This is a genomic window from Arthrobacter sp. YA7-1 (assembly GCF_025960325.1).
In the GTDB taxonomy this organism is placed as follows: Bacteria; Actinomycetota; Actinomycetes; order Actinomycetales; family Micrococcaceae; genus Arthrobacter; species Arthrobacter bambusae_A.
Map to the genome: position 1 here is coordinate 2,970,279 of NZ_CP110114.1, position 25,677 is coordinate 2,995,955.

22 protein-coding genes are annotated in these 25,677 nt (G+C 65.0%); 8 read left to right on the top strand and 14 right to left on the bottom strand.

Annotated elements, in window-relative coordinates; all coding sequences use genetic code 11:
• Positions 1-24: 24 nt before the first annotated feature.
• The 4 genes from OIT41_RS13885 to mtrA form a co-directional block, all read right to left on the bottom strand.
• Positions 25-903 carry a ComF family protein gene (locus tag OIT41_RS13885; protein WP_241709212.1) on the bottom strand — a complete coding sequence of 293 codons (879 nt, stop codon included), beginning with the start codon at positions 901-903 and terminating at the stop codon, positions 25-27.
• Between the two features lie 80 nt (positions 904-983).
• Positions 984-2,645, bottom strand: a complete 1,662-nt coding sequence (locus OIT41_RS13890; RefSeq protein WP_413542332.1) for an LpqB family beta-propeller domain-containing protein — start codon at positions 2,643-2,645, stop codon at positions 984-986.
• A 71-nt stretch (positions 2,646-2,716) separates the two neighbouring features.
• Positions 2,717-4,696 carry an MtrAB system histidine kinase MtrB gene (gene mtrB / locus OIT41_RS13895; protein WP_241709210.1) on the bottom strand — a complete coding sequence of 660 codons (1,980 nt, stop codon included), beginning with the start codon at positions 4,694-4,696 and terminating at the stop codon, positions 2,717-2,719.
• Positions 4,668-5,342 carry an MtrAB system response regulator MtrA gene (gene mtrA, locus OIT41_RS13900; protein WP_028264852.1) on the bottom strand — a complete coding sequence of 225 codons (675 nt, stop codon included), beginning with the start codon at positions 5,340-5,342 and terminating at the stop codon, positions 4,668-4,670. The genes mtrB and mtrA overlap by 29 nt, the downstream gene beginning before the upstream one ends.
• 392 nt (positions 5,343-5,734) lie before the next feature.
• Between mtrA and OIT41_RS13905 the strand changes: the two genes are divergently transcribed.
• Genes OIT41_RS13905 through OIT41_RS13930 form a run of 6 tightly spaced genes read left to right on the top strand, consistent with a single transcriptional unit; the run spans position 5,735 to position 11,832 of the window.
• Positions 5,735-6,784: a hypothetical protein gene (locus OIT41_RS13905; RefSeq protein WP_241709202.1), complete on the top strand. Its 1,050-nt coding sequence runs from the start codon at positions 5,735-5,737 to the stop codon at positions 6,782-6,784.
• Complete coding sequence (locus OIT41_RS13910; protein ID WP_241709201.1) at positions 6,781-7,467, top strand: DUF4129 domain-containing protein; 687 nt, start codon at positions 6,781-6,783, stop codon at positions 7,465-7,467. Before OIT41_RS13905 ends, OIT41_RS13910 begins: the two co-directional genes overlap by 4 nt.
• On the top strand, positions 7,464-8,633 hold the full coding sequence (locus OIT41_RS13915; protein WP_241709200.1) for a DUF4350 domain-containing protein: 1,170 nt from the start codon (positions 7,464-7,466) through the stop codon (positions 8,631-8,633). The genes OIT41_RS13910 and OIT41_RS13915 overlap by 4 nt, the downstream gene beginning before the upstream one ends.
• Positions 8,634-8,659: 26 nt before the next feature.
• Positions 8,660-9,703: an AAA family ATPase gene (locus OIT41_RS13920; protein ID WP_241709199.1), complete on the top strand. Its 1,044-nt coding sequence runs from the start codon at positions 8,660-8,662 to the stop codon at positions 9,701-9,703.
• A gap of 49 nt (positions 9,704-9,752) precedes the next feature.
• On the top strand, positions 9,753-11,045 hold the full coding sequence (locus OIT41_RS13925; RefSeq protein WP_241709198.1) for a DUF58 domain-containing protein: 1,293 nt from the start codon (positions 9,753-9,755) through the stop codon (positions 11,043-11,045).
• Between the two features lie 55 nt (positions 11,046-11,100).
• Positions 11,101-11,832, top strand: a complete 732-nt coding sequence (locus OIT41_RS13930; protein WP_241709196.1) for a DUF4166 domain-containing protein — start codon at positions 11,101-11,103, stop codon at positions 11,830-11,832.
• A gap of 18 nt (positions 11,833-11,850) precedes the next feature.
• On the opposite strand, the gene OIT41_RS13935 is transcribed toward OIT41_RS13930, so the two are convergent.
• The gene (locus OIT41_RS13935) at positions 11,851-12,888 is read right to left on the bottom strand and encodes a hypothetical protein (protein ID WP_241709194.1); all 1,038 of its coding nucleotides are present in this window, start codon (positions 12,886-12,888) and stop codon (positions 11,851-11,853) included.
• Between the two features lie 4 nt (positions 12,889-12,892).
• Complete coding sequence (locus OIT41_RS13940) at positions 12,893-13,279, bottom strand: chorismate mutase (protein ID WP_059387536.1); 387 nt, start codon at positions 13,277-13,279, stop codon at positions 12,893-12,895.
• Positions 13,280-13,357: 78 nt separating this feature from the next.
• Between OIT41_RS13940 and OIT41_RS13945 the strand changes: the two genes are divergently transcribed.
• A complete protein-coding gene (locus tag OIT41_RS13945) occupies positions 13,358-14,017 on the top strand; it encodes an NADPH-dependent F420 reductase (protein WP_264636636.1) in 660 nt (219 codons plus the stop codon).
• An 81-nt stretch (positions 14,018-14,098) separates the two neighbouring features.
• On the opposite strand, the gene OIT41_RS13950 is transcribed toward OIT41_RS13945, so the two are convergent.
• The 5 genes from OIT41_RS13950 to mnmA form a co-directional block, all read right to left on the bottom strand.
• Positions 14,099-15,808 (bottom strand): ABC transporter ATP-binding protein, encoded by a 1,710-nt coding sequence (locus OIT41_RS13950; RefSeq protein ID WP_078108373.1) that lies wholly within the window; start codon positions 15,806-15,808, stop codon positions 14,099-14,101.
• Positions 15,805-16,839 (bottom strand): ABC transporter permease, encoded by a 1,035-nt coding sequence (locus OIT41_RS13955; RefSeq protein ID WP_078108372.1) that lies wholly within the window; start codon positions 16,837-16,839, stop codon positions 15,805-15,807. Before OIT41_RS13955 ends, OIT41_RS13950 begins: the two co-directional genes overlap by 4 nt.
• A gap of 1 nt (position 16,840) precedes the next feature.
• Positions 16,841-17,929, bottom strand: coding sequence for an ABC transporter permease (locus OIT41_RS13960; protein ID WP_241709190.1), 1,089 nt, complete (start codon positions 17,927-17,929; stop codon positions 16,841-16,843).
• A 115-nt stretch (positions 17,930-18,044) separates the two neighbouring features.
• Entirely contained in the window at positions 18,045-19,673 is a 1,629-nt protein-coding gene (locus OIT41_RS13965; RefSeq protein WP_241709184.1) for an ABC transporter substrate-binding protein, read from the bottom strand.
• A gap of 262 nt (positions 19,674-19,935) precedes the next feature.
• A complete protein-coding gene (gene mnmA, locus OIT41_RS13970) occupies positions 19,936-21,075 on the bottom strand; it encodes a tRNA 2-thiouridine(34) synthase MnmA (RefSeq protein ID WP_264636637.1) in 1,140 nt (379 codons plus the stop codon).
• Positions 21,076-21,299: 224 nt separating this feature from the next.
• Between mnmA and OIT41_RS13975 the strand changes: the two genes are divergently transcribed.
• Positions 21,300-22,538, top strand: a complete 1,239-nt coding sequence (locus tag OIT41_RS13975; protein WP_264636638.1) for an NAD(P)/FAD-dependent oxidoreductase — start codon at positions 21,300-21,302, stop codon at positions 22,536-22,538.
• Here the strand turns inward: OIT41_RS13975 and OIT41_RS13980 are convergent.
• The 3 genes from OIT41_RS13980 to OIT41_RS13990 all read right to left on the bottom strand — a co-directional run bounded on the left by OIT41_RS13980 (position 22,517) and on the right by OIT41_RS13990 (position 25,656).
• The gene (locus OIT41_RS13980; protein ID WP_264636639.1) at positions 22,517-23,785 is read right to left on the bottom strand and encodes a cysteine desulfurase family protein; all 1,269 of its coding nucleotides are present in this window, start codon (positions 23,783-23,785) and stop codon (positions 22,517-22,519) included. The genes OIT41_RS13975 and OIT41_RS13980 overlap by 22 nt on opposite strands.
• A gap of 64 nt (positions 23,786-23,849) precedes the next feature.
• Positions 23,850-24,515, bottom strand: coding sequence for a helix-turn-helix transcriptional regulator (locus tag OIT41_RS13985; protein ID WP_241709180.1), 666 nt, complete (start codon positions 24,513-24,515; stop codon positions 23,850-23,852).
• 235 nt (positions 24,516-24,750) lie between these two features.
• Positions 24,751-25,656: a diacylglycerol/lipid kinase family protein gene (locus tag OIT41_RS13990; RefSeq protein ID WP_242598745.1), complete on the bottom strand. Its 906-nt coding sequence runs from the start codon at positions 25,654-25,656 to the stop codon at positions 24,751-24,753.
• Positions 25,657-25,677 lie beyond the last annotated feature (21 nt).

The following is a 25,677-nucleotide window of genomic DNA, read 5'->3' on the forward strand; positions in this document are numbered from 1 at the left end:
CGCCACGGGTAATTCATCCTTTCGTCACTTATTTTTTGTTTGAGTCGATTCGGGCAGGGCAGCTGGTCCGCCCGTAGGAAGGTCCCTTCCGGCCGGTGGCCGGGTGGCTGCAAGGACCACAGCGCCACACACCACACCTCCAGCCGCCGACACTGCCCGGGCGGCTTCGGCGAGGGTGGCACCCGTGGTGAGGACGTCGTCGACGATGACGCAAGCCCGGCCCTCCAGGGAACCTTTTCGGAGAAGCCGAACGGTCATGGAGCCGCGGACACGGCGCGCACGCTCGCCGCGGCCCAAACCCTTTTGCCCGTTTCCCGGTCCGGGCGCCGTCTTCAACGCATCCGCCAGGTGCATGCCCGGCAAGGCGTCCAGGCGCCGCAGGCGGCCGAGCAGGAGATGGACCGGGCTGAATCCGCGACGCCGGAAGGCCGCATTGCTGCTGGGGACAGGGACAAGGCAGATGCCCTCCCCGTCGCCAACGGCAGACCGGATGGCCGTGCCCAGTGCAGGCGCGAGCACCGAGGCAAGCCGTCCCTGGCCCAGATGCTTGAAGGAGAGAAGGGCCTGGGCCAATTCGTCCCGATAGTGTCCGCCCGCGACAACGGGCAGGAGCACGGTTCCATCCACCGTGAGCAAGGCCGGAGCTTGCCCTTCAGCGCGGAATGGTCGGGAGCACAGAAGGCGGAGGTGCCGTGCACAGGTGCCGCAGAGCGCCGAATCCTCGGAACCGCAGCACACACATTCCACCGGGGCAAGAACCGCCAGCAACTCAAGGAAGGAGTCCCCTGCGCCCAGCGCAAACCTCGCCAATCGGGAATGATGGACTCCCCGATGGCGCGCGCCGCCACCCGGGACGACGGCAAGGTCCGGGTCGCGCTCCCGGCAACGGCTTTCAGTTCCCATGCCCCCAGCATCCGGCTCATCGCCGTCGGCAAACACTCCCCAAGCGGGCTATGTGGAAACCCGAGTTTCGCAGAAGGCGCCTAGCCGGGGAACGAAGGGTCTATCGGACCCTTGAGTTGCAGTTCCCAGCCGTTGCCCACCCGTTGGAACACACCGGCCCCCGACTGTCCGAAAATCTGCTCGGGTCCGTTGCCCGCACTGATGGTTGTCAGGTTCGGCCATGCAGGCAACAGCTGCGGCTGGCCCGACGTCAAGGACAACAGTTCGGGAACCACGTTATCGGTTGACGAGGCTTTCATCACCGCGACCGTCGTGGAATTGACCCAGACCCCTTGATCAACAGGTGTGGACGAGAACAAGGTTGTGGGTGGCGTCAGATCCTTAGGCGTGCCGTCGGGATTGCGGAGAATACCGGTCACCTGCACCGATGACTTGCCGTTCATCTCGGAGATGACCAGTGCGCGGGTCCCTTCGCGGGAAACCCGGAAGTCCCTCACCACGCGCCCTGCCAGCCATGGCGGCGTCATCGTCACAGTGGGGACGGGCTGGCCTTGAGGAACATTGGACGGTTTGAACGCCACCACCTCGGTGGCACCGTTGCCCCCCGGACCTGCCGTCCAGACCCAGTCCTGCGGGCTGAACGAGGGATGGCTCAGGGTGGTCCTGGTTGTCAATTGCCGGGCGGGCTGGCCCGGAATCATCGAATACAGAACCGTGCCGGCACCGTTGAGGAAGGCCACCGCCTGTGATGTCGGAGACTCGGCGGGAGCGCTCGGGTTCAGTCCGGCCACCGGCTGCATGTCCGGAAGGGCGGACACCCTGTTGTTCTCGTAGCGCACCAGTTCGTTGTTACTGATGGCGATTTGGCGCGCAGGAGCGTTCTTCTCCAGCACCGGCGGAAGGACCGAGCCGTTGTCCTCCACCCGGACAAGGTCCTGGTCTGCCCGCAGCTGGACGTTCACCACGTCAGGCTGGCTGCGGAACGTCAGGGTCAGTTGGTTTTGCATGCGCTGCCGGTCCTCGGCTGAGGCATCCACGAGTTCCTTCGCGGAAAGGTCCACTTGCGCTGCTCCCGACACCACAGGCACCGACTCCCTCGCCAGCTTCATGCCGGAAGGAAAAGCACTGACGACCGCACCTTGGAGGTAGGGCGCAGGGCCGTCGAGCAAGGCGCTGGTCATGGCCTTCACAGTGTTCTTCTTGATGAACCACCGGACGTCCGGAACCGCATACGTAAACGTCGGGTCGTAGAAATAGATGGGTTGGGCCGCGTAGATGACCTTGAACGTCTCTTCGGGGATCGCGGTGCCGTCCGGGACCGCGGAGATCCGCCACTCGCCGTCGACCTGTTCCAGCGTCACCGGAATTGTCTCGGTGGTTCCTTCCGGGAACTGGGTCGCAACGCCGTCGGCGTCAACCGAGTACGCGAGGTCCAGCTGGTACTTGAACTCATTCTCCACGCCGGTCTTGACGACGGTCGCCTTGCGGAAAACGAGCGTGCGCTTGTCGGACTTCCAGCTGACGGACAGCGCCTGCGTGAGGTATTGCCGGGCCACCGCGTAGTCGCCCTCGTAACCGCTGCCTGCACCATAGAAGTCTTCAATGATGGACTCCGGGGTGGCTCCGGGGTGCGGTGGCGGCGGGAAGAAGACGGGAGCGTTCGGGTTGCCCGCGCTTTCGTCCTTGCTCTTTCCCACCGGCCCGGACCGCGGAATCTGCGCGCAGGAACTGAGAACCACCATGAGGACGGCCAGAACGGCAATCACGGCCCTTAATAGGTACGGACGCCCGGACCCTCGGGTGCGTCGGAAAGTCATGGTGCCGTCCCCCCTTGGTGATCGTCGACGTCGTTGTCGGGCGCCGCAGGCAGTGCGGGCGGCAGTGACGGATCGTCCGCCGGGCCAGTCTCCACGGCGGAACCGCGCTCCGGGGGCGGATCGCCCGCTTCCAAGACGAGCATGTGGCGCTCCGGCGCCGCGCCGGGCAAATGGATGTCCGCGGGTTCAAGCTGCAAAGGCGATTTCACGATGGTGCCCCCCTTCTTGAGGGGCAGCGTCAGCCGGAAGTTGGAACCGGATCCCTTGCGCCCCCAAGCCTGCAACCAACCGTTGTGGAGCTTGGTGTCCTCCGCGGCGATGGAAAGCCCCAATCCGCTGCCGCCCGTGGTCCGGGCACGCGCGGGATCGGCGCGCCAGAAACGATCAAAGACCCGCGCGGTTTCTGCCGCGGTCATCCCTATGCCGAAGTCACGCACCGAGATCGCGACCGCATCGTGGTTGGCGGCAACGGAAACGTGGACAGGCTTCCCCTCGCCGTGTTCGACGGCGTTGAGCAGCAGGTTCCGCAGGATGCGGTCGATCCTCCGCGCGTCCATCTCCACGATGATGCGCTTGTGCCGCGAGGTAAGGCGCACATCGGAGCCGTACTCTGCGGCGACGGGCGAGGCGCCGTCGATGACGTGGGCGACGACCTGGAAGATGTCGGTCGGTTCGGCGTCCAGTACCGCGGCCCCGGCGTCGAAGCGCGAAATCTCCAGAAGGTCCGAGAGCAGCGACTGGAAACGCTCCACCTGGTTGTAGAGCAGTTCCGCGGAGCGCTTGTTGATGGGGTCGAAGTCGTCCCTGGCATCGAACAACACTTCCGCCGCCATCCGGACGGTGGTGAGCGGTGTCCGCAGTTCATGGGACACATCGGAGACGAAGCGCTGCTGCATCTGGGACAGGGTGGCCAGCTGCGTAATCTGTTCCTGCAGGCTCGCGGCCATGTGGTTGAAGGAGGCGCCCAGCCTGGCTACTTCGTCTTCGCCCTTGACCACCATCCGCTCCTGCAACTGGCCTGCGGCCAGCTTCTCGGACACGACGGCGGCGTGGCTCACGGGACTGACGACGTTCCTGGTCACATACCAGGCAATGCCGCCGATCATCAGGATGAGCGCGGCCCCGCCGGCCCACAGCACGTTCTGGATTTCGTCCAAGGTTTGTTGGGCGGTATCCAGGTCATACAGGAGATAGAGCTCGTAGACCGTGCCGTTGAATGTGACCTTGTTGCCGACGGCGATGCCGGGATGGTCCTGGTTGCCGACCGGGAACTCAGTGGATGCCCAGTATTGGTCCTTGCCCGATTCCTGCACAGCCTTGCGAAGTGCCGGAGGAATGACGCGCACCGTCAATTGGTCCGAGGCCCGCGATTCCACCCAGCGGTTGCGCGGCTTGGTTTGTTCGGGCATCGCTTCGAAGACATAACGCCGCTGGATGACCGAGCCATTGCCCTCCACTGCCTTGAGCGTGTCGTACACGAGGGTGATGACGCTTGACTGGTCGTTGGCTTGTGAACCGTCGAAGGTGTCCTGGACTTGCTTGACGTAGTAGCGGCTCTCGGATTCGGCTTGCTTCAAACGTTCCTGGAACAGGTTGTTCGCGATTTGGTTTGAGAGGTACGCGCCGACTACCGCAAAAGACACCATCGACAGCACAATCGTCACCGCGACGGTCCTGAATTCGAGGGAGCGGCGCCAACGGCGCAGCAGGGCGCGCCACAAGTACCGGATTCCCGGCCGGATGTGGCGAAGTCCGGTCACCACGAGGCGGGAGACACGCAGTGCCAGGATGAGGGCGCGGCGCGTCCATATGCGGGTGCGCTCGAGGATCCAGGGGAGATTCAGTGCCCGCGCGTCCGTGTGTTCCGGCACAGGATGTCCTGGAACAGGATGTTTGACCTTGGCCGCCGCGGCCTCTTGGTCAGTGCCGGGCTCGCCGGTGGAAGACTCAGGCGCCTGCTTTATATCCGACACCACGAACCGTCAATACAACTTCGGGAGCTTCCGGGTCACGTTCGATCTTGGACCGGAGGCGCTGGACATGGACGTTGACCAGCCGGGTGTCGGCGGCGTGTCGATAGCCCCATACCTGCTCAAGGAGCAGTTCACGGGTGAAGACCTGCCAGGGCTTGCGCGCCAAGGCGACCAAGAGATCGAATTCCAGTGGCGTCAGCGAAATCCGCTCTCCGCCGCGGGTCACCAAGTGGCCCGCCACGTCAATGGTGACGTCGGCAATCCGCAGTGTCTCGGGCGCCTTCTGGTCTCCCGGGCGCAGCCGCGCACGGACCCGGGCCACGAGCTCGGCAGGCTTGAAAGGCTTGGGCACGTAGTCGTCAGCACCGGATTCAAGGCCGCGGACGACGTCGGAGGTGTCCGCTTTGGCGGTGAGCATGACGATGGGGACGTCCGACTCCCCGCGGATCTGGCGGCACACTTCGATGCCATCCGATCCGGGCAGCATCAGGTCAAGCAGTACCAGATCTGGCTTTGAGGAACGGAAGACCTCCAGCGCTTGCCCACCGTCCGCGCAAAAAACCGGGTCGAAGCCGTCGTTCCGCAGCACGATGCCGATCATTTCGGCCAGCGCTTCGTCGTCGTCTACTACCAGGATGCGTGCCTTCATAGTTATATATTCCCTTATCACCAAGCCTTTGTCCCGTTGAGCCCGATCACGGCATGGCGCGCTGCAGCCCGCAAGCGAATGGGCTATGAGGCACGACGGCGGAACTATAGGCTGGTGCGAACGGCCCCTTCCGGGGTCGGTGCACTGCTGCGGACGCATCTTTTGGGGAGGAAAACGTGTCACAGCCAGACCCGGCATACCGGCCTGAGCAGGGACCCCGACCGCCGTGGGGCGCACCCCCGCCCGGCGCGCAGCCACAGTGGGGCGCGCAAGCACAGTGGGGCGCGCAACCACAGTGGGGCGCGCCGCAGTATCCGGGGCAAGCGTGGGGCGCGCCGGCCGATCCGCGTTGGCCGGCCGGCAGTCCACCTCCCTATGGCCAGCCACGCTACGTGGCTCCCCCGAAACCCGGAATCGTGCCCCTCCGCCCGCTCTTCTTCGGTGAGATCATGGACGGCGCGTTCCAGACCATCCGCCGGAACGCGAAGACCATGTTTGGATCGGCCCTTATTGTCCAGGCGATCACCGGCGCATTGAGCGGGGTGGTCGAGTTTGCCACGCTAGGGATCGCCCGACCTCCCGTAGGGGGCTTCACGAGCCAGGACGAGGCGACGCAATACTTCAGCCCGGTCCTTGGCGCGGCTGCCGGGATCATGGGAATCTCGTTGCTCTCCATGGTGCTGGCGGCCATCCTTCAAGGAGTCATGGCGATTCCCGTCGCCAGGTCGGCGTTGAACCGGCCCACCGGGTTCAAGCAAATGTGGTCCCTCGCCCGCTCGCGTCTCTGGCCCCTGGTAGGCTTCGCCGCCCTCATCCTCGCCGGAGCGTTGCTGTTCTTCCTCGTCCTGTTCTTGTTGGCCGTCCTCATCCTGACTGGATTGGGACCGGTCGGGGGGCTGTTGCTTCTCCCAATGGGACTGGGCGCGATCGTCGTATATGCCTGGATCTACACGAAGCTGATGGTGGCCCCCGCGGCGATCACCGTAGAGGAACTCGGCGTCTTCGCCGGTCTCCGACGCTCGTGGGCGCTGACCACCCGGAACTGGTGGCGGATCTTCGGAATCACGCTGCTCGTGGCCTTCATGGTGGGTATCATCGGGTCGGTCATCCAGATTCCCCTGAGCTTGGCGTCCGGCGGAGTAACCGCTGTGTTCGCACCCCATGCCGGGGCCCCGCAAGTGACCACCACGGCCATTGTCCTGGCAGTCGTTTCGCTGGTGGTCGGGATCCTGGTAAGCGCCGTTGGCTTCGCTTTCCAAACCTCGGTAGCGGCCCTGATTTATATGGACCTGAGGATGCGGCGCGACGGACTGGACGTGGAGCTCCTGCGCCTCCTGGAAACCGGGGAAGATCCCGACGGCGTTCCGGGCCGCCGCGGGCCACGTCAAGCCGGTGCGCAATCGTGGCCGCCGACCACCGGTCAGGGCTTCCCCACAGGATGATTCCGGCATCCGCTCCCTTCGCCTTTCTTTTCGCCGCCTCCGAGCCTCCCGTTGATCCAGACCGCGCGGAAGCGCAACGGTGGGCGGTTGAGGAACTGTCCAAACCGCAGTACGCAGCCGCCAAACCCAGTTGGATAGACCAGATATGGAACCAGTTCATCGACTGGCTCCGCTCCTTGAACGGCGACTCCATCAGCGGGCCGAATATCGGAGTGCCGTTGATCGGCGCCCTGGCCGTGGTCCTCATCGTGGTCGCGGTGATCGTTGTCAGGCCAAGGCTCAACGCCCGGAAGAAGATCTCGGCGGATGTTTTCGACGGCGAGGCAACAGCTGACGCCGGCGCGTTCCGCGCTCGGGCAGCTGCTGCGGCAACCCGCGGGGACTGGCAAACGGCCGTCGTCGAACAATTCCGTGCTGTGGTCCGCTCCGCGGAGGACCGGGCAATCATTGATATCCAGGCTGGCCGGACCGCGGACGAGGCGGCTGCTCAATTGGGACGCGCATTCGGGGAAGCCAGTTCGCGGCTCGAGGAAGCGGCCCGCATTTTCGATGGCGTGAAGTACGGGAAAGCAACTGCCACGGCTTCCGATCATGCTGCAGTGCTGGCCTTGGACACCGGACTGTCGGGCATGAAACCTGACTTCGCCGGCCAACCCGCCATCGGTTTGGCGGTGCCGCGATGACCGCCGACACCCAGGAGCTCCGATGGCCCGCGCAGTTGCGGGCCTGGTCGCGCCGCCATGTGGCCTGGATCATCATCGGTGCCATCGTCGCGGTATTGGGCGTCGTCACGGTGACGCAGTCCCCCGCGAACCCGGACAGCGCACCCCTCTCCGCCGGCAATCCGGCGCCGGATGGTGCGATGGCCGCCGCCGAAATCCTCCGGCGGCACGGAGTCGCGGTCACGGAATCCGATTCGTTCGCGAAGACCACCTCGCTGCTGGCGAAGGAGCCGGGCGCCACCGTCTTCCTGTATGACCGCAACGGCTATCTCGATTCCGCCCAGTTGCGCAGCTTGCTGCAAACGGCCGCGCGGGTGGTGGTCGTGGCCCCCGGGCTCCGCACCCTCACGGGACTGGGCAGCGGGATCCATAGCGCCGGGGTGGTTCCCGACGGTACGTCAACGTTGGAAGCTGGATGCGGTCAGGCCGATCCGCTGGCAGCAGGGAGTGTCTCCGCGAAGGGCGCGTTCCTTTACACAGGGGCCGAAGCGATGTGCTACCGCCCGAGCAGCAAGGACGGCGGCATGTACGCGGCCACTGCGGACGGACGGCTGGTGGTACTCGGCAGCGCAGCCCTGCTCAGCAATGATCTCCTTCAGGTGGAAGGCAATGCCGCGTTGGCACTCCGAACCCTCGGGCCTGCGCCGGATCTCGTCTGGTATCTGCCCGGCCTTGGAGACGTACCGAATGACGGCGGGCCGCCTACGCTGAATGATTTGGCGCCACCGTGGGTTGGCTTCCTGGGCTTGTGGTTGGCGGTGATCGCGGTGCTCGCCGTGCTGTGGCGGGGCAGGCGGCTTGGTCCGCTGGTGTTCGAGCCGCTGCCGGTGGTGGTCAAGGCCGTGGAGACCGCGGAAGGCCGCGCGCGTCTGTACCAGGATTCCCGCGCTGTGGGCCGGGCAGCCGATAATCTCCGGGCCGGCACGTTAAACAGGCTTGCCAAGCACTTCCGACTCGGACCTGAGGCCGGCGCACAAGCCGTCCTCGATGCCGTGTCCCGGAAGGTCACCCGGCCTGCACAGGAACTGCGGACGGTACTGCTGGACCACCGGCCACGCAGCGAATCAGAACTGGTCCACTGGGCACAAAGCATCGAAAGACTCGAGCAGGAGGCAACGGCCCCATGAGTAATCAACCGCTCAGCAATCAAACAATGAGCAATCAAGCGAACAGCTTTACAGACGGCGACCATGGCTACTCGGGAGGCCCGGCGTCGCACGGGCAACCGGCGCCGGCCCCTGCGACGTCCGATACTGCCCGCAAAGCGTTGCTGGATGTCCGTCACGAAGTAGGCAAGGCCGTCGTCGGGCAGGATGCAACGGTAACGGGCATGCTCATCGCGCTGCTGTGCGGGGGGCACGTACTGCTTGAGGGTGTTCCGGGCGTTGCCAAGACCCTGCTGGTGCGTGCTTTGTCCGCCGCCCTGAGCCTGGATACGAAGCGGGTCCAGTTCACGCCGGACCTCATGCCCGGTGACGTCACGGGCTCGCTCGTCTACGACTCGCACACCTCGGAATTCACCTTCCGCGAAGGACCGGTGTTCACCAACATCATGCTTGCGGACGAAATCAACCGAACGCCTCCCAAAACCCAGGCTTCGCTGCTGGAAGCCATGGAGGAGCGACAGGTATCGGTGGACGGGCTTTCCCGGCCGCTGCCATCGCCCTTCATTGTGGCCGCGACGCAGAACCCGGTCGAGTACGAGGGCACGTATCCGCTGCCCGAGGCCCAGCTGGACCGCTTCCTCCTCAAGCTGTCCATGCCGTTGCCCGGACGTGCAGAAGAGATCGAAGTGGTCCGAAGGCATGCGGAAGGCTTTGATCCACGCAATTTGCCCGCGGCGGGAGTCAGGCCCGTAGCGGGGCCCGCCGAACTCCAAAATGCCCGCGACGCGGTGGCCGGAGTGACAGTTGCCCCAGAGATCCTCGGCTATATCGTGGACGTCGTGCGGGCGACGCGGGCGGCGCCGTCGTTCCAGCTGGGCGTCTCCCCGCGTGGTGCCACGGCGTTGCTGAACACCTCGCGTGCCTGGGCATGGTTGTCCGGACGCAACTTTGTCACCCCCGACGACGTCAAAGCACTCTCCCTTCCGTGTTTGAGGCACCGTGTTGGGCTTCGTCCCGAGGCACAAATGGACGGTGTGCACATAGACGATGTCCTCGGAAGCATCCTGGCTTCTGTTCCCGTGCCACGTTGAGAGGCCGTGCCTCATGACTGTCCGAACCATGACCATCCAGGGGTATTGAATGGCGATCACAGGCCGCTTCGTGCTGCTGGTTTTCGCCGCGTTGGCCCCCTTGGTCCTGTTTCCCGCCTGGAGCACGGTCCTTCTCACCACCGCCGTCCTGCTCGCGCTGTTGTTGTGCGACATCGTGCTGGCCGCATCGCCCGCGAAAATCGCCCTGCAGCGGAAGGACCCTGGGAATGTCACCCTGCATTCGGAAACGGAGTCCGTTCTGACGCTGGAGAACGGCAACCGGCGAACCTTCCGCGGGCTGGTGCGGGACGCCTGGCAGCCGTCCGCCGGGACCGTCGCCGCGGTCCAGCGCGCCGATATCCCGGCTGGTGAGCGGCGGCGAGTGTCGGTACGGCTGAGGCCCACGCGGCGCGGCGAGCTGACCGCACCGCACGTTACCCTGCGTTCCTTCGGCCCGCTTGGCCTGGCTGCCAGGCAACGTACCGTGGCCCTCCCCGGCCGTCTGCGCGTCCTGCCGCCATTCCATTCCAAGCGGCATTTGCCGTCCAAGCTGCGGAAACTGCGGGAGCTCGACGGCAAGGCGGCCGTGCAGATCCGCGGAGCCGGCACAGAGTTCGATTCCCTCCGCGACTACGTCCGGGGTGACGATGTGCGCTCCATCGACTGGCGGGCCACCGCCCGGCGCACCGCCGTCGTCGTCCGGACCTGGCGGCCGGAACGGGACCGACGCGTCGTGATCATGCTCGACACCTCGCGCACGGCGGCAGCCCGGATAGACGACGAGCCCCGACTGGACACCGGGATGGAGGCGGCGCTCTTGCTGGCAGTGCTGGCTGAACGGGGCGGAGACCGCGTGGACTTCTTCGCCTTCGACAGGCGCGTCCGCGGGCGCGTCGATTCGGCGGCGAAAGGCAATCTCCTCGGCTCCCTGGTCCAGGCCATGGCTCCGCTCGAGGCGGAACTGATCGAGATGGACTGGGCCCGGATCCCGGCCGAGATTCGGGCCATTTCGGCGCACCGTTCCCTCGTGGTCCTGTTGACCTCGCTCGACAGCGGCGCTCCGGAAGAGGGACTCATCCCCTTGGTAGCGCAACTGGCGCGGCAGCACGTGGTGCTGATTGGATCGGTCCGGGACCCCTTGCTGGGACGGATGAAGGAGGAACGCACAACGGCGAGCCAGGTCTTCCGTGCCTCGGCCGCCGAACGTGCCCTGCTGGACCGTGAGGCCGTGAGCGCACAATTGCGGCAGCTTGGCGCGGAGGTAGTCGACGCCGAGCCCGTGGAATTGCCGCCACTCCTGGCGGATGCGTACATTCGGCTGAAGGCCGCAGGCCGCTTGTAGCCCGGCCGGGCGCCGTGTCCACAAAATTCAATTACCCGGAATCCGAGGAAAGCACATGAGCACACCCATCTACGAGCTGGCGCTGGGCGCCAAGTTCCGCCAATTGCAGCCCGAGCTCCAGGACTACTTCTCCCTCGCCCCGGGCTCCGGATACTACGGAATCGGCGAGGGCGTCTTCGACGTCGTCGGTTGCCGCCAGAAATGGCTCCGCCCCCTCCTTGCCACGGTCGCCGGGGAAGAGGCCTTCTTCCCCGAATACGGGGAGCGCATCCCGTTCCGCATCGAAAATCATGCGCACCTTGACCCGTTCGGGCGCTCCAGCCTCACTGCCCGGCGTGAAATCTTCTTCCCCGGGCACACCCGCTTGTTCCATGACACCACCGTCGCGGAAACCAGCAACGACGGCACCCGTCTGGTCGACTACGTGGGCCGGTATCGCCGGCTCGCCACGGCTTTGGACCTGGACGTCACGCCCGAGGGGCGGCTTCGCGGCGTCTCGGGCGCCTCGCGTTTGTTCCTGGGTCCCCTGAGGCTCGCCCTGCCGGCTTACCTGGACGCCAAAGCCTACGCAGAGCAATGGTGGGATGCGGCAGAAGGCAAACATCGGATCCAGGTGAAGGTCCTTCAGCGCCATGTGGGCCTGGTCCTGGTCTACGCAGGCTCCTTCGATTACCGTTTGGCACCCTCGCTACCAGCGACCGATGGTGCCGCGGCGGCCCGCACCGCGACTGCCGCCGTCGGCCTCCCCCGTTACGCCGAGCCGGACCGGTGGGAACGGCGGGTCTAGAAGGCGCCGGACGAAAGGCTAACCGAGCGCGAGCTGGTTCAGCCCGTCAGCAAGCTGGGTCAAGCGGTTCAGAACCTCTTTGGCTCCCGACGGCGAGTACCCGGCCAGCCCGTCCGACGGCGTGACACGCACGGCCCCCAGGCTCGACGCCGGCAGGCCGAGTTGGCGCCAAGGCCGCCACACGCTGTCCACGAGTTCGGCGGTGCGTGGCAGGTTTGCCCGCGGATTCTCTACGGGGAGGGCGCCGGCCCACACACGTTTGCCCGCTTCGACGGCGGTGGCAAGCTGTTCCCACTGGCGCGTGGTGAGTGCTTTGAGCGGAAGCGCGACGCCGTCGGCCCCGGCTGCGAGGATCTGCTGGATGGGTGCTTCGATCTCAGGAACCGAGACCACTGTCTCCGCGACTCCCGCGGCCCGCAGCGCGTCGATGACCAGACGCCAGCCGCCCGTGGCCTCTTCGACCGGGATGGCGCGCAGGGTGCGGTAACCGCTCGCGGTGGGAATGGTGCCCGCCAACACGGAAGAGACGTCCGGCTCGTCGAGCTGGACCACTATCCCGGCGCCCGGCACGGCATCGCGGATCCGGGACACGTGCTCGGCGACGCCGGCCGCCAGGGACTCGGCAATGTCCCTCCTGGCGCCGTAATCAAGAAGGGCGCGCTCCCCATTGTGCAAATAGAGGCCGGCCGCGAGGCTCAAGGGGCCCCGCAACTGAATCTTGAGTTCCCGGGCGGAGGTCTCTTCCGAGCCGGCAACATCGGCGAGGACGTTGATGTCCGTGGCAAGCGCAGACTTGGCGCGCCGCAGGTCTTTCCCCGGGCGGTCAACCAGGCGCCAGCCGTGTGGCTGGACATCGATCGCCAGCTCGACCAGAAGCGATGCAGTCCGGCCGAGGGCGTCCGAGCCGACACCGCGGTCGGGAAGCTCGGCAAGGAACGGCAGGTGCGGGCTGCCCAGCTCGCCACGGATCACCCGTGCCGCCTCGGCAGGATCAGTCCCGGGCCAGGGACCCAAGGCCGTGGCGGTGACCTGGTTCTGCGTGGTTTCGGCAGGCACGTCGTCAGGCCTGCGCGATGGAAGCCTGGTGGCCCTCGGCGATGGCCTCGTGGTGCCGGATGACCTCGCTGATGATGAAATTCAGGAATTTCTCGGCGAAGGCAGGATCGAGGTGCGCTTCTTCGGCGAGCCGGCGCAACCGGGCAATCTGGGCGGACTCGCGCCCCGGGTCCCCTGCAGGAAGCTTGTGCGTCGCCTTGAGGACGCCCACTTTCTGGGTGGCCTTGAAGCGTTCCGCGAGGAGGAAGACAAGGGTGGCGTCGATGTTGTCGATGCTGGAGCGGATGGAGAGCAGCTCGTCCATGACGGCCTGGTCCACACGGCCTGCAAGGGAGCTGGCGGAAGGATCGAAGGAGTCGGCGTCGGGGAGGGCGTGGTTCTGCTCGGTCATTCCTCCAGTCTAGGGTGTGCCGGCCGGGCCTTGAGGGGCAGAATGGGCATGTCCACGCCGATGATAAGGAGAGCACGCATGAAAATCGCAGTTCTTGGCACCGGAATGGTAGGGCATGCCCTGGCAAGCAAATTGGTGGAGGTCGGCCACGAGGTCATGATGGGTTCCCGGGAGGCCGGCAATCCCAAGGGTACGGAGTGGGCGGCGCAGGCAGGGCCGGGAGCGAGTTCCGGTTCCTTCGCCCAGGCGGCCGGCATGGCGGAAATCGTGGTCAACGCAACCCCGGGCACGGTCTCGCTCGCAGCATTGAGCGAAGCCGGGGCCGCGAACCTGGCCGGCAAGGTCCTGGTGGACGTATCCAATCCGCTGGACTTTTCCGCAGGGTTCCCGCCGTCGCTCTCCGTCTGCAATACCGACAGTATTGCCGAGACCATCCAGCGTTCCTTCCCCGAGGCCCGTGTGGTAAAGACCCTCAACACTTTGACTGCTCCGCTGATGGTTGATCCGCTCAGGCTTGCCGATGGTGCCCATGACGTCTTCGTGGCGGGGAACGACGACGACGCGAAAGCCACCGTCGTCGGGCTCCTGCGGGAGTTCGGTTGGATTCCGGAGCACATCCACGACCTGGGCGGGCTCGACGCCGCCCGCGGCCTTGAAATGTGGATGCCGCTGTGGCTCCGGATCTTCATGCGCCAGCCGAAGGACAAACTCTTCAACATCAGCATTGTGTCCGAATAGCCCAGACGGAAAGGACATGCCCGCCCTTCGTGGAGAAGGGCGGGCATGTCCTTTCTGGTGGATCACCGCTTCGATGGCGGGCTAGATGCCCAGCAGCTCGCGGTTCTCTTCCCGGCGTCGGGCCTGTTCGTCAGGATCCGGCACCGGCAGCGAGGCGATCAGCCTACGGGTGTAGTCGTGCTGGGGACTGCCCATGATCTGGCTGCCGATCCCTTGTTCCACGAGCTTGCCCTTGTACAACACTCCGACCCAATGGGAGAGGATGTCCACGACGGCGAGGTCGTGGCTGATGAATAGCGCGGCAAAGCCGAACTCTTCCTGGATGTCCTTGAACAGTTCCAGGACCTTTGCCTGCACGGACACGTCGAGGGCCGAGGTCGGCTCGTCGGCGATCAGGAGGCGCGGGTTGAGCGCGAGCGAACGCGCCAGCGAAGCACGCTGGCGCTGCCCGCCGGAGAGCTCGTGCGGGAAGCGTTCAGCGTACGACGCCGGCAGCTGCACCGATTCGAGCAACTGCGCCACGCGCAGGCGTGCTTGAGCCGGGCTGGGGTGGGTATGGATGAGCAGCGGTTCCGCCACGCACTCACCAATGGTCAGGTGCGGGTTGAACGAGGCGGCCGGGTCCTGGAAGACGAAGCCGATGTCCTTGCGCAGCGGCTTGAACGTGTGCTCCTTGAAGCCCAGCATTTCGTAACCAAGCACCTTGAGGCTGCCCCCGGTTGCCCTGTTGAGGCCCGCGATGGCCCGGCCGATCGTGGACTTGCCGGAACCGGACTCGCCAACCAGGCCGAAGACCTCGTTCTCAGAGACCGTGAAGCTGACGTTGTCCACGGCCTTGAACCCAGGCTTGCCGAGGCGGCCTGGATACTCGATGGTGAGGTTCTTTGCCTCAACCAGGACCTTTCCGCCTTGGTGCAGGCGCTCAGTGGCCCCTTCGGACGCTGAGTTGCGGCCGAGGTGCGGCACGGCGGCCAGCAGCTTCTTGGTGTAGTCCTGTTTGGGCTCCGCGAAGAGCACCCTGGAAGTAGCCTCTTCCACGACGTCACCTTGATACATGACCACGACGCGGTCCGCCAGGTCGGCCACGACACCCATGTTGTGGGTGATGAGGACAATCGAGGTGCCGTACTTGTCACGCAGGTCCCGGAGCAACTGAAGGATTTCGGCCTGGACCGTGACGTCCAGGGCGGTCGTCGGCTCGTCCGCCACGATCAAACCCGGGTTCAAGGCAAGCGCGGCAGCGATGACCACGCGTTGCTTCTGCCCACCCGAAAGCTGGTGGGGATAGTAGTTGACGCGGGTCTCCGGATCGGGGATGCCTACCTTGCGCAGGGCTTCGGTAGCCCGCTTCTTGGCTTCCCTGGCCGAGATGCGGTGTCCGTCCGAGGCATGGGCCCGAATGCCTTCGGCGATCTGCCAGCCGACCGTGAACACCGGGTTCAGGGCCGTTGACGGCTCCTGGAAGACCATGGCTACGTCGCGGCCGCGGATCTTGCGCAGTTTGGACGCGCTGACGCTGATGACGTTGTTGCCGTTGATCAGCACGGCTCCGGAGCTGATGGCTGTCTCCGGGAGCAAGCCGAGGATGGTCTTGGCCGTAACAGTCTTGCCGGAACCCGACTCCCCCACGATCGCCACGACTTCGCCGGCTTTGACCTCGAGGCTGACGTCCTTGACCGCGTAGACGTCGCCGCTGTCCGTGGCAAAGGTGACTTTGAGCCGTTCGATGTCCAGGACCGGCTGGCCGGATTGCAGCGGCTGGTCCGAAATGTTGCCGATGTTGGTGGTCATGCCTTACCTGCTTCTGGTTCAGGAGTGGTGGTGGCCCCTGTGTTCTTGCCGTCGGTTCCTGCCGTGGCCTTCGAGCGGGAGGCCTTGCCTCCAGCACGCTTGCGACCACGTAGCCGGGGATCGTTGAGATCGTTGATGCTCTCGCCGACCAGGGTCAGCCCCAGCACCGTGAGGACGATCGCGATACCCGGGAAGACGCCCGTCCACCAAATGCCGGAGGACGCGTCTGCCATGGCCTTGTTGAGGTCGAAGCCCCACTCTGCGGCTGAGGACGGTTCGATGCCGAAGCCCAGGAAGCCGAGGCCGGCCAGGGTCAGGATCGCTTCGGAGGCGTTCAGGGTGAACATCAGCGGAAGCGTCCGGGTGGCGTTCTTGAAGATGTGCCGGGTGATGATCCGGAAGCTGGAAGCACCCAGGACCATGGCCGATTCCACGAACGGCTCGGCCTTGAGCCTGATGGTCTCGGCCCGGATCACGCGGAAATACTGCGGAACGAACACCACGGTGATCGAGAAGGCGCAGGCGAGGATGCCGCCCCAGAAGCTCGACTGGCCACGGCTGATGACGATCGACATGACGATCGCCAGGAGCAGGGAAGGAAAGGCGTAGATGGCATCGGCGATGACTACCAGCACCCGGTCCAGCCAGCCGCCGAAGTAACCACTGAGCAGGCCCAGCGCCACGCCGAGGAAGATGGACATCGCCACGGCGACGACGATCACGGTCACCGCGGTCTGTGAACCCCATAGGACGCGGGAAAGAACGTCATAGCCGCCCACCGTGGTGCCGAGCAGGTGCTTGCTGCTGGGGGCCTCCTGGGTGGGGAACGAGCCGGAAGCGTCACTTAGTTGGGAATAGCCGTACGGTGCGATGAACGGCGCAAGCACGGTCGAGAGAAGGAAGAGCCCGGTCAGCACAAGCCCTGTGATGAGCATGCCCCGCTGGAGGCCAACGCTCTTGTTGACGTGGGAAATGACGGGAAGTCCGGACAGGAAGGACTTCTTTCGTCCTGAAATTGTTGCAGTGCTCATGTCAGTACCTCACTCGCGGGTCGATCAGCGCGGCGACGACGTCCACGACGAAGTTGGTGAATGCGACGATGACGGCCAGCAGCACCACGATGCCCTGGACCGCGACGAAGTCCCTCGCATTCAGGTATTGGACCAGCTGGTAGCCAAGGCCCTTCCATTCGAAGGTGGTCTCGGTGAGCACGGCTCCGCCGAGCATCAGGGCGATCTGCAGGCCCATGACGGTGATGATGGGGATCAGCGCCGGCTTGTAGGCGTGCTTGGTCACGAGGCGGAATTCGCTGACGCCACGGGAACGGCCGGCTTCGACGTAGTCCTTGCCCAGCGTGCCGATGACGTTGGTCCGGACGAGGCGCAGGAAGACGCCGGCGGTCAGCAGACCGAGGGCAACAGCAGGAAGCACGGCGTGCGACACGACGTCGCCGAGTGCGTTGAAATTGCCGCTGCGGAGGGCGTCAAGCCAATAGATGCCGGTGGGGGCGGCCAATTGGCCCATGGCCAGCTCGGTTCGGGTGGACACACGCCCGGCCACGGGGAGCCAGCCGAGCCAAACGGAGAACGTCAGCTTGAGCAGGAGTCCGGAGAAGAACACCGGGGTGGCGTAGCAGAGGATCGCAAAGCAGCGCAGGAAAGCGTCAGTCGCCCTGTCGCGCCGTTGAGCGGCGATCATGCCCAGCGGGATGCCGACTGCGAGCGCCACGATCAGCGCATTGATCGACAGCTCGAGGGTGGCCGCGCCGAAGGTCGACAGCATTTCGACGACGGGGCGCCGGTCGGTGATGGTGGTGCCGAAGTTGCCTGTGACCAGCTGGCCGAGGTATTCGAAGTACTGGACGATGATCGGCCGGTCGTAACCGGCGTCGTGGATTCTCTGCGCCAGGACATCCGGAGGAAGCCGGCCGCCCTGGGCTGCGGTAATGGGGTCTCCGATGACCCGCATGAGGAAGAAAACCAGGGTCACGAGGATGAAGATCGTGGGAATGATCAGGAAGAACCTGACCACGATGTACCTGCCCAGACCCCCGCCCGCTGATTTACTCTTGGGAGCGACCGCGTCCGGTTCGACGTCGGGCACCTCTATAAGTGTTGTCATTGCTACCTAAAGTTCATTGCCCGCGGATCGCGCGGGGTTTTGCTCAAAATGTGAGGCAATCAGCAATAAGGGGAGGCAAAGCACCTGTTGGCACCCGCCTCCCCCTACCGGCTGCTTACTTTGAAATAGTTCCCAATCGGAACTTGAAGGAAGCGTCAAGCGTCTTGTCGACGCCGTTTACGCCCTGTGCCGAGATGGCAACCTGGGCACCCTGGAGCAGCGGCAAAGTGGAAATGTCCTTTGCCAAAGCGTTCTGGGCGTCCTTGATGGTGGATTCGCGAGCCGACTTGTCCGTGGTGGTCAGCTGCTTATTGATGAGGTCTGTCACGGCAGGGTCGTTGAAGTGGTTCTTCAAGAAGCCGCCGTTCGGGAAGAACGGGGTCAGGTAGTTGTCCGGGTCGCTGAAGTCAGGGAACCAACCGAACTGGAACAGCGGGTACTCGTCGGCACGGCTGGCTTTGCTGTAGGTCACCCATTCGGTGGACTGCAGGTTGACCTTGAAGAGGCCCGACTTTTCCAGCTGGTCCTTGATCATGGCGTACTCGTCGCCCGAGGACTTGCCGTAGTGGTCCGGGTTGTACTGGAGGTTCAGGGTGACGACGTCCTTGACGCCGGCGTCGGAAAGGACCTTCTTGGCTTTGTCCAGGCTCGGCTTTCCGTTGTCACCGTAAGCGTCCTTGAACGACTCGTTGGCGCCCAGGAATCCGCTGGGGACGTTGGAGTACAGCGGCAGGTAGGTGCCCTTGTAGACCTGGTCCGCGATGGCCTGGCGGTCAACGAGGTTGGCGATTGCCTGGCGCACGGCAAGTGCCTTGGCCGGGTCGGCATCGGGTGCCTTGGCGCCGAACGGCATGGTGTTGAAGTTGAACGTGATGTAGCGGATCTCGCCGCCGGGACCAACGTTGACCTTGACCTTCGAGTCCTTCTTGAGGTCGTCGACGTCGGTGGCGCTGAGGCTCCGGTTTGCAACGTCGATGTTGCCCTGCTGGATGTCCAGCTTCATGTTGGTCGGCTCGGCGTAGTACTTGATCGTGGCGGCGTCATTGGCCGGCTTGCCCAGGACACCCTGGTAGTCAGGGTATGCCTTCAGGCTGATGAGCTCGTTCTTCTTGTAGCTGTCGATCGTGTACTGGCCATAGAACGCCTTGGCCTTGATGATGTCGTCATCGGAAAGCAGCTTGTCGGCCGGGAAGACCTGGTGGTCCACGATCGGCGCGGCCGGGCTGCTGAGGATCTGCGGGAACGTCTGGTCGTTGGCGAGCTTCAGCTTGAAAACGACAGTGCTGGGGTCAGGGGCGCTGACGCTGTCCAGGTTTTCGAGCAGGCTAGCAGGACCAGCGGGGTCGTTGATCTTGAGCTGCCGGTCGAAGGAGAACTTGACGTCCGTGGAGTCCAGCGTATGGCCGTTGGCCCACTTCAGTCCGGGCTTCATCTTCACGGTGTACTCGGTTGGCGACGTGAACGACGCCGACGCTGCCAGGTCCGGAACCGGGTCCGCGCTTCCTGGCTTCGAGTTGAGGAGGAAGGAATAGACCTGGTTCATCACCATGAAGGAACCGTTGTCATACGAGCCTGCAGGGTCGAGCGCGGTCACCTTGTCGGTGGTGCCATAAGCGATCGGGCCGCTTGCAGCTGAAGATGCTGAACCGCCGCCGCCCGCCGGGCCCGTGCAGGCCGTCAGAGCGAATACGGAGATGCCCGCGAACGCGATAACGCTGCGCAAGGCTTTTTTGTTCAATGCCATCAGTGAACTTTCTGTTCGATGGATACGGCGAACCGCCGTGGGTAATTTTCTCGGAGCACATACTCCTGACTCCACGATTCAATCAGAAGCATTTTTGGTGAAACGTTTGATTTTGTGAGTTGAGACACAAAATTTACTTTTCTTTTGGCTCGAAGTCGGCTACGCGGGCCACGTCAGGGCGCTTCCAGTGTCGAGAAGCGCACTTGTTAGCGCTAACAATATTGCCGGTGCTCCCCCGGGAAAGTCGCCGGAATTCGCGGCCCTAGAGTTCCGCGCGCTGCAGGGAACGGGCGGCGTCGATGGTTGCCTGGCCGAGAACACGCGTGCCTTGGTACAGCACGATTGTCTGCCCGGGAGCCACCCCGCGCAGGGGCTCGACAAGAGTCACCACGAGGCCTTCGCGTCCGATGCCGGCGTCGTCGGTGTGCCGCACGACCGAAGCCTTGGCAGGAACCGGATCACCATGGGCGCGGACCTGGGCGTGGCAGTCGAACTCGGCGCCCGTGGAAACCTCAGCAATGGGCACGCCTGCCCAGGACACCTTGATTCCACGGATCTCGTCGATGGCCAGAAGCGCTTCGGGCCCGACAACCACCTTGTTTTCCTTGGGCCGGATTTCCAGCACGAAGCGCGGCTTGCCGTCAGCGGCAGGGGTGCCGAGCTTGAGGCCGCGGCGCTGGCCTACGGTGAAGGCGTTGGCCCCGGGGTGTTCCCCGACCTTGGTTCCGGCCTCGTCCACGATGTCGCCGGTGGTCATGTCGATCTTCTCGGCGAGCCAGCCGGCGGTATCGCCGTCCGGGATGAAGCAGATGTCATGGCTGTCCGGCTTGTTCGCCACGGACAGGCCGCGGCGCTCGGCCTCGGCGCGGACCTCAGCCTTGGAGGGGGTCTCCGCCAACGGGAACATGGAGTGCTTAAGCTGCTCGTGGGTCAGGACGCCGAGGACATAGCTTTGATCCTTGGCCCAATCGGCCGCTCGGTGGAGTTCGGGATTGCCGTCCGCGTCCTGGATGACCTTGGCGTAGTGGCCGGTGCAGACCGCGTCGAATCCGAGGGCGACAGCCTTCTCCAAGAGGGCGGCGAACTTGATCCGCTCGTTGCAGCGCATGCAGGGATTGGGAGTGCGGCCGGCAGCATATTCATCGATGAAGTCCTGGACGACGTCTTCCTTGAAGCGCTCCGAGAAGTCCCAGACATAGTAAGGAATCCCCAGGACGTCGCACGCGCGCCAGGCATCGCGGGAGTCTTCGATGGTGCAGCAGCCTCGGCTCCCGGTGCGCAGCGTTCCGGGCATGCGGGACAGCGCCAAGTGGACGCCAACGACGTCGTGCCCTGCCTCGACGGCGCGGGCGGCGGCAACGGCGGAGTCGACTCCGCCGCTCATGGCTGCAAGAACTCGCATGCTGGCTTTCTGTTGATGTTGGGGGGAAGATTTGCGCGGAAGAGACGAGGCGCGCCCAACTATTCTAGCGCCCGCGGGAATCCGCCTCAAAAAATGCCTTGACCACCGTCGCGGACGATTCTAAAGTCAAAATAAACAGTTTTAGATCCCGGCCGAGTGCGCATTCATTCATCCACACGCAGCCTGGCCACGCGAACCGCCCACGCCCCGCGAATCGAGTCACCATGGACACTGAACACATCCTTATCGCAGGCGGCGGACTCGCCGGTGCCACGGCGGCAAAAACCCTGCGCTCCGAAGGTTTCCAGGGCCGCATCACCGTGGTCTGCGCCGAGAATGAGCTCCCCTACCTGCGCCCTCCCCTCTCCAAGGAATTTCTCCTGGGCAAGGCCGACGAGGACAGCGTCCCGGTGCTGGCGGCCGGCTGGTATGGGGAGAACGACGTCGAACTCCTCCTTGGCGAGGCGGTCGCAACCGCCGATCCTGCCGCCCACACGGTGAAGCTGGAGTCAGGAACCGGGCTGAAGTTCAGCAAGCTCCTGATCGCCACCGGGGCGCAGCCGCGCCGGATTCCCCTCCTTGCTTCCGATCTTGCGGGCGTCATGACGTTCCGGACCTTCAATGATTCCCGGCGACTCAAGGAAGAACTGTCCGGCGGGGGCCGGACTGTGGTGATGGTCGGCTCGGGTTGGATCGGCATGGAGCTCGCCGCAGCCGCGAGCAGCTACGGCAACAGCGTGACCTTGCTGGGGCTTGAAGACGTCCCGCTCAGCACGGCCATCGGCCCCGAACTAGGGGGCTTCTTCCGCAGCCTGCACGAAAAGCACGGTGTGCAGTTCCGGCTCCCTGCGAGCGCAGCGGAGATCACCGGCACCGGGGGCAGGGCGAGCGCCGTTGTCACCAACTCCGGCGAAGTGCTTCCTGCCGACCTCGTGGTGGTGGCTGTCGGCGTGGTTCCGGATACGAGCCTCGCCGAAGCCGCAGGGCTGGACATCCGCAACGGAATCGTGGTGGATTCTTCGCTCCGGACCAGCAGCCCGGACGTTTTCGCGGCCGGAGACGTCGCCAACGCCCTCCACCCCTTCACCGGCGATCACCACCGGAGCGAGCACTGGTCCAACGCCCTCAACGGCGGCAAGGTCGCAGCCAAGGCGATGCTGGGACAGGACGCGATGCTGGACGTCGTCCCGTATTTCTACACGGACCAGTTCGACGTCTCGATGGAGTACTGGGGATATCCCACCCTCGCGGCAGGTTCCGTACCCGTCATCCGGGGCGCGTTGGAGGAGAACAGCTTCCTCGCCTTCTGGCTACGGGACGGTGCGGTGGTGGCGGGCATGAGTGTCAACCGGCAGCGGGTACAGAAGCCCGTCAAGGCGCTCATTTCGGGGCGCATACCCGTGGATGTGGCCCGCCTGGCGGATCCCGCTGTTCCGCTGGATCAGTTGTTGTCCGGAGACTGATCGCCGGCCGGGATCCCGGCAGGGACGCTGCCGTGGCTCCGGGCCACCGTGGCTGCGGTCTGGATGCTGGACTCGTGACCGGCCATTCCTGCAAGCTTCGCCCGGGCATACGCGTCCGGAAGGGCCTTGAGCAGGGCGTCGACGTCGGCGTCGTTCGAAGTGTGTCCCAGGCTGAATCGTTGCGCCCCGCGGGCGGTCTCCTCGTCCAGCCCCATGGCAAGCAGGACGTGCGAGGGCCTGGGGACTCCCGCGGTGCACGCGGAGCCAGTGGAGGATTCGATGCCCGCGAGGTCCAGCAGGAACAGCAGGGAATCGCCTTCACAGCCAGGGAACGTGAAATGCGCGTTGCCGGGAAGCCGGGCGTCGCCGGGCGCGCCGCGGAGCACCGCCTCGGGAATGGCGACCTTGACGCCGTCGATGATCCGGTCCCGCAAGGCGCCGATCCGTTCGCGCTCTGCCACCAGGTTGTGGGAAACAGACTCAGCCGCGGCGGCGAATGCCGCGATGGAGGCCGTGTCCAGGGTCCCCGAGCGCACGTCGCGCTCCTGCCCACCCCCGTGCTGGACGGGAACGACCTTGGTGGAACGCCCCAGGAAGAGGGCACCCACGCCGACGGGTCCGCCGATTTTGTGGCTGGAGACCGACATCGCGGCGAGCCCTGAGTCGCGGAAGCTCAGGGGAATCGAGCCGAACGCCTGGACTGCGTCCGAGTGCACGGGTATGCCGTGGGCGGCGGCGATGTCCACGATCTCCTTGACGGGCTGGATGCTGCCCACCTCGTTGTTTGCCCACATGACAGTGACCAGGGCCACCGATCCCGGGTCTCGTTCCATCTCCGCCCGCACAGCGTCGAGTTGCACTACGCCCTGGGAGTCGACGGGGAGCCAGACCCCTTCGGCTCCTTCGTGACGTTCAAGCCATTCGACCGTGTCCTGCACCGCGTGGTGCTCGACGGCGGAGCACAGGATCCGCTTGCGGCGGCCGTCTTCGTCGTGGCGGGCCCAGTACAGCCCCTTGACGGCGAGGTTGTCCGCTTCGGTTCCCCCGGACGTGAAGATGAGCTCGGAGGGATGTGCCCCTGCGGCTGCCGCGATCGCTTCCCGAGCCTCTTCCACGGATCGGCGCGCACGCCGTCCGGAAGCGTGCAGCGATGACGGATTGCCGGTCCGCGCCAGCTCGCGGGTCATGGCGGTGAGAGCTACAGCGGCCAGGGGCGTGGTGGCGGCATGGTCCAGGTAAACAGGCACTACCCAAGTCTATCGAGGCACACCGATTCAGGCTTGCGCGGCAGGTGCCGTCCCGGCGCTCCCCCTAATCCGCGGGAAGGATCCTTGCGCAGCAATGGCCCTCCCGGTTGTCATCGGCGATCCGGTCCTCGGCAATTCCGCACGCGGCGGCCGCTCCGCTCAGGAAGGCGCCGTTCAGGGCGCAGACGACAGTCGTGTGGCTTTCGGCCAGCCGGTGGAACGGGCAATTGACCAGGGAGTACCCGCCGTCGTCGTCAGCTTCCGGCCTGTAGCCGTAGTTGGCCAGGACATCCTCGAAATGCGGCTCGACGCTCCCGGCCTCGCGGCCCCGGGCGTAGGCGGTTTCGAGAAGCGCTTCGCGGGGGGAGCCCCCCTGTGTCATCAAGGCCTGGATGGCAGAGGCCATCACTTCGCCGGCGAGGTCGTAGTGGCGCTCAGGCACCGAGGCGCCGACCTCTTCAACGACAGGCGCGTACAACTTCGCAGGGCGCCCGGAACCCGGACCCACTTTGCCCCCGAGCTTGCGGAACTCGACACTCAGGAGCCCGTCACGGACCAGCCGGTCAAGGTGAAAGGACGCCGTGCTGCGGGGAAGACCGAGGGCCATCGCGGCTTCGTCGCGGCTGACCGCGTCATTTGCGCCGCAGACGTGCTCGTACAGGCGGCGGCGATTGCCGTCGTCGAGGGATGCCAAGGCGGAAAGCCGACGCAGCCAGGGAAGTCCGGTCATGCATCCAGCTTATCTCTAAAATCAACACTCATTGATTAATCCTTCCCTAAAATCAAATTATCCACTTTTAGAAAGAAGGCATCATGAGTACCGCATCATCCTGGGCCCAAGCGAAGACCGGATCGCTGATGTCCATGGATCCCGGCGGCAGGCATTCCTGTTCCTCCGGACCGTGTTCACCGTGGCGCCGGTCCTTTTCGGCCTGGCTGTCGCCGGGCGCCGCTGACCGCCAGGGTCAGGCCAAGACCCGCAAGGCGCCCGGAACCACGTCGATCTCCAGCGGGAGGGGGCCGATCCGCTCGCCGTCGGCGTAGGCCACCACGTTCTCCGCGCCAAGCCGCACTGAGCGCACCCGGCGGATTTCCACCGCCGGGTGCGAGGTGTGCCGGCCGGAAAAGACCTTCGGGAACACCGCAAGGAGGGCCAGCCGGGACAGGGGCTTGACGACAAACAGATCCAGCCACCCGTCGTCGGGCGCCGCATCGGGGACGATGCGCATCCCGCCGCCGATCGATTGGACGTTGGCCACGGAAATCAACATGGCGCCCTCCCGCGATGACGCGCCGTCGGCCGTCACGGTGTAGTTGATGGCCCGGAACGATCCGAGCTCCCGGAGCATCGCGAGGGTGTAGCGGAGCGTACCCCTGGGCCATTTCCAGGAGTTCGCCCGTTCATTGACAGCGGCGTCGAATCCCGCGGATACCGCCCCGGCAAACCACATGGTGCGTCCGCCGGAAGTTACGCGGCCCGCGTCGATCAGCCGGCCGCCGTCGGCGAGCGCCGAAATCACACGGGCACACGATCCCGCTACGTCCTTCAGGGGCAGTCCAAGCATCCGGGCCATGTCGTTTCCCGTACCCACGGGAACAATCCCGAGCGGCAAGGCCGTGCCGCCGAGCGAGTTGACGCCCAAATGGACCATGCCGTCGCCGCCCACAACCACCAAGGCATCGGGACGCGCACGAAGCGCTTCGCCGACGGCTTCCCGCAGGGCGTCCATGCTGTCGCGTCGAAGGACGACGACGTCGAGGCCTGCGGCGCGGAGACAGCGGGCGGCTTCGTCCCCGGCAAGGGCGTGCCGGCCGAACGCTGCGGTCGGATTGACTGCCAGCACGATCCATCGACGCGGCCGACCGCCCAGCCCGTCGGAGCCGGTGGTGGG

Excerpts from the sequence above, each read along its gene's own strand:
- OIT41_RS13885 (WP_241709212.1), bottom strand. The coding sequence starts at position 903 with ATGGGAACTGAAAGCCGTTGCCGGGAGCGCGACCCGGACCTTGCCGTC.
- OIT41_RS13890 (WP_413542332.1), bottom strand. The coding sequence starts at position 2,645 with ATGGTGGTTCTCAGTTCCTGCGCGCAGATTCCGCGGTCCGGGCCGGTG.
- mtrA (WP_028264852.1), bottom strand. The coding sequence starts at position 5,342 with ATGAAGGCACGCATCCTGGTAGTAGACGACGACGAAGCGCTGGCCGAA.
- OIT41_RS13910 (WP_241709201.1), top strand. The coding sequence starts at position 6,781 with ATGATTCCGGCATCCGCTCCCTTCGCCTTTCTTTTCGCCGCCTCCGAG.
- OIT41_RS13915 (WP_241709200.1), top strand. The coding sequence starts at position 7,464 with ATGACCGCCGACACCCAGGAGCTCCGATGGCCCGCGCAGTTGCGGGCC.
- OIT41_RS13920 (WP_241709199.1), top strand. The coding sequence starts at position 8,660 with ATGAGCAATCAAGCGAACAGCTTTACAGACGGCGACCATGGCTACTCG.
- OIT41_RS13925 (WP_241709198.1), top strand. The coding sequence starts at position 9,753 with ATGGCGATCACAGGCCGCTTCGTGCTGCTGGTTTTCGCCGCGTTGGCC.
- OIT41_RS13930 (WP_241709196.1), top strand. The coding sequence starts at position 11,101 with ATGAGCACACCCATCTACGAGCTGGCGCTGGGCGCCAAGTTCCGCCAA.
- OIT41_RS13940 (WP_059387536.1), bottom strand. The coding sequence starts at position 13,279 with ATGACCGAGCAGAACCACGCCCTCCCCGACGCCGACTCCTTCGATCCT.
- OIT41_RS13945 (WP_264636636.1), top strand. The coding sequence starts at position 13,358 with ATGAAAATCGCAGTTCTTGGCACCGGAATGGTAGGGCATGCCCTGGCA.
- OIT41_RS13950 (WP_078108373.1), bottom strand. The coding sequence starts at position 15,808 with ATGACCACCAACATCGGCAACATTTCGGACCAGCCGCTGCAATCCGGC.
- OIT41_RS13955 (WP_078108372.1), bottom strand. The coding sequence starts at position 16,839 with ATGAGCACTGCAACAATTTCAGGACGAAAGAAGTCCTTCCTGTCCGGA.
- OIT41_RS13960 (WP_241709190.1), bottom strand. The coding sequence starts at position 17,929 with ATGACAACACTTATAGAGGTGCCCGACGTCGAACCGGACGCGGTCGCT.
- OIT41_RS13965 (WP_241709184.1), bottom strand. The coding sequence starts at position 19,673 with ATGGCATTGAACAAAAAAGCCTTGCGCAGCGTTATCGCGTTCGCGGGC.
- mnmA (WP_264636637.1), bottom strand. The coding sequence starts at position 21,075 with ATGCGAGTTCTTGCAGCCATGAGCGGCGGAGTCGACTCCGCCGTTGCC.
- OIT41_RS13975 (WP_264636638.1), top strand. The coding sequence starts at position 21,300 with ATGGACACTGAACACATCCTTATCGCAGGCGGCGGACTCGCCGGTGCC.
- OIT41_RS13985 (WP_241709180.1), bottom strand. The coding sequence starts at position 24,515 with ATGACCGGACTTCCCTGGCTGCGTCGGCTTTCCGCCTTGGCATCCCTC.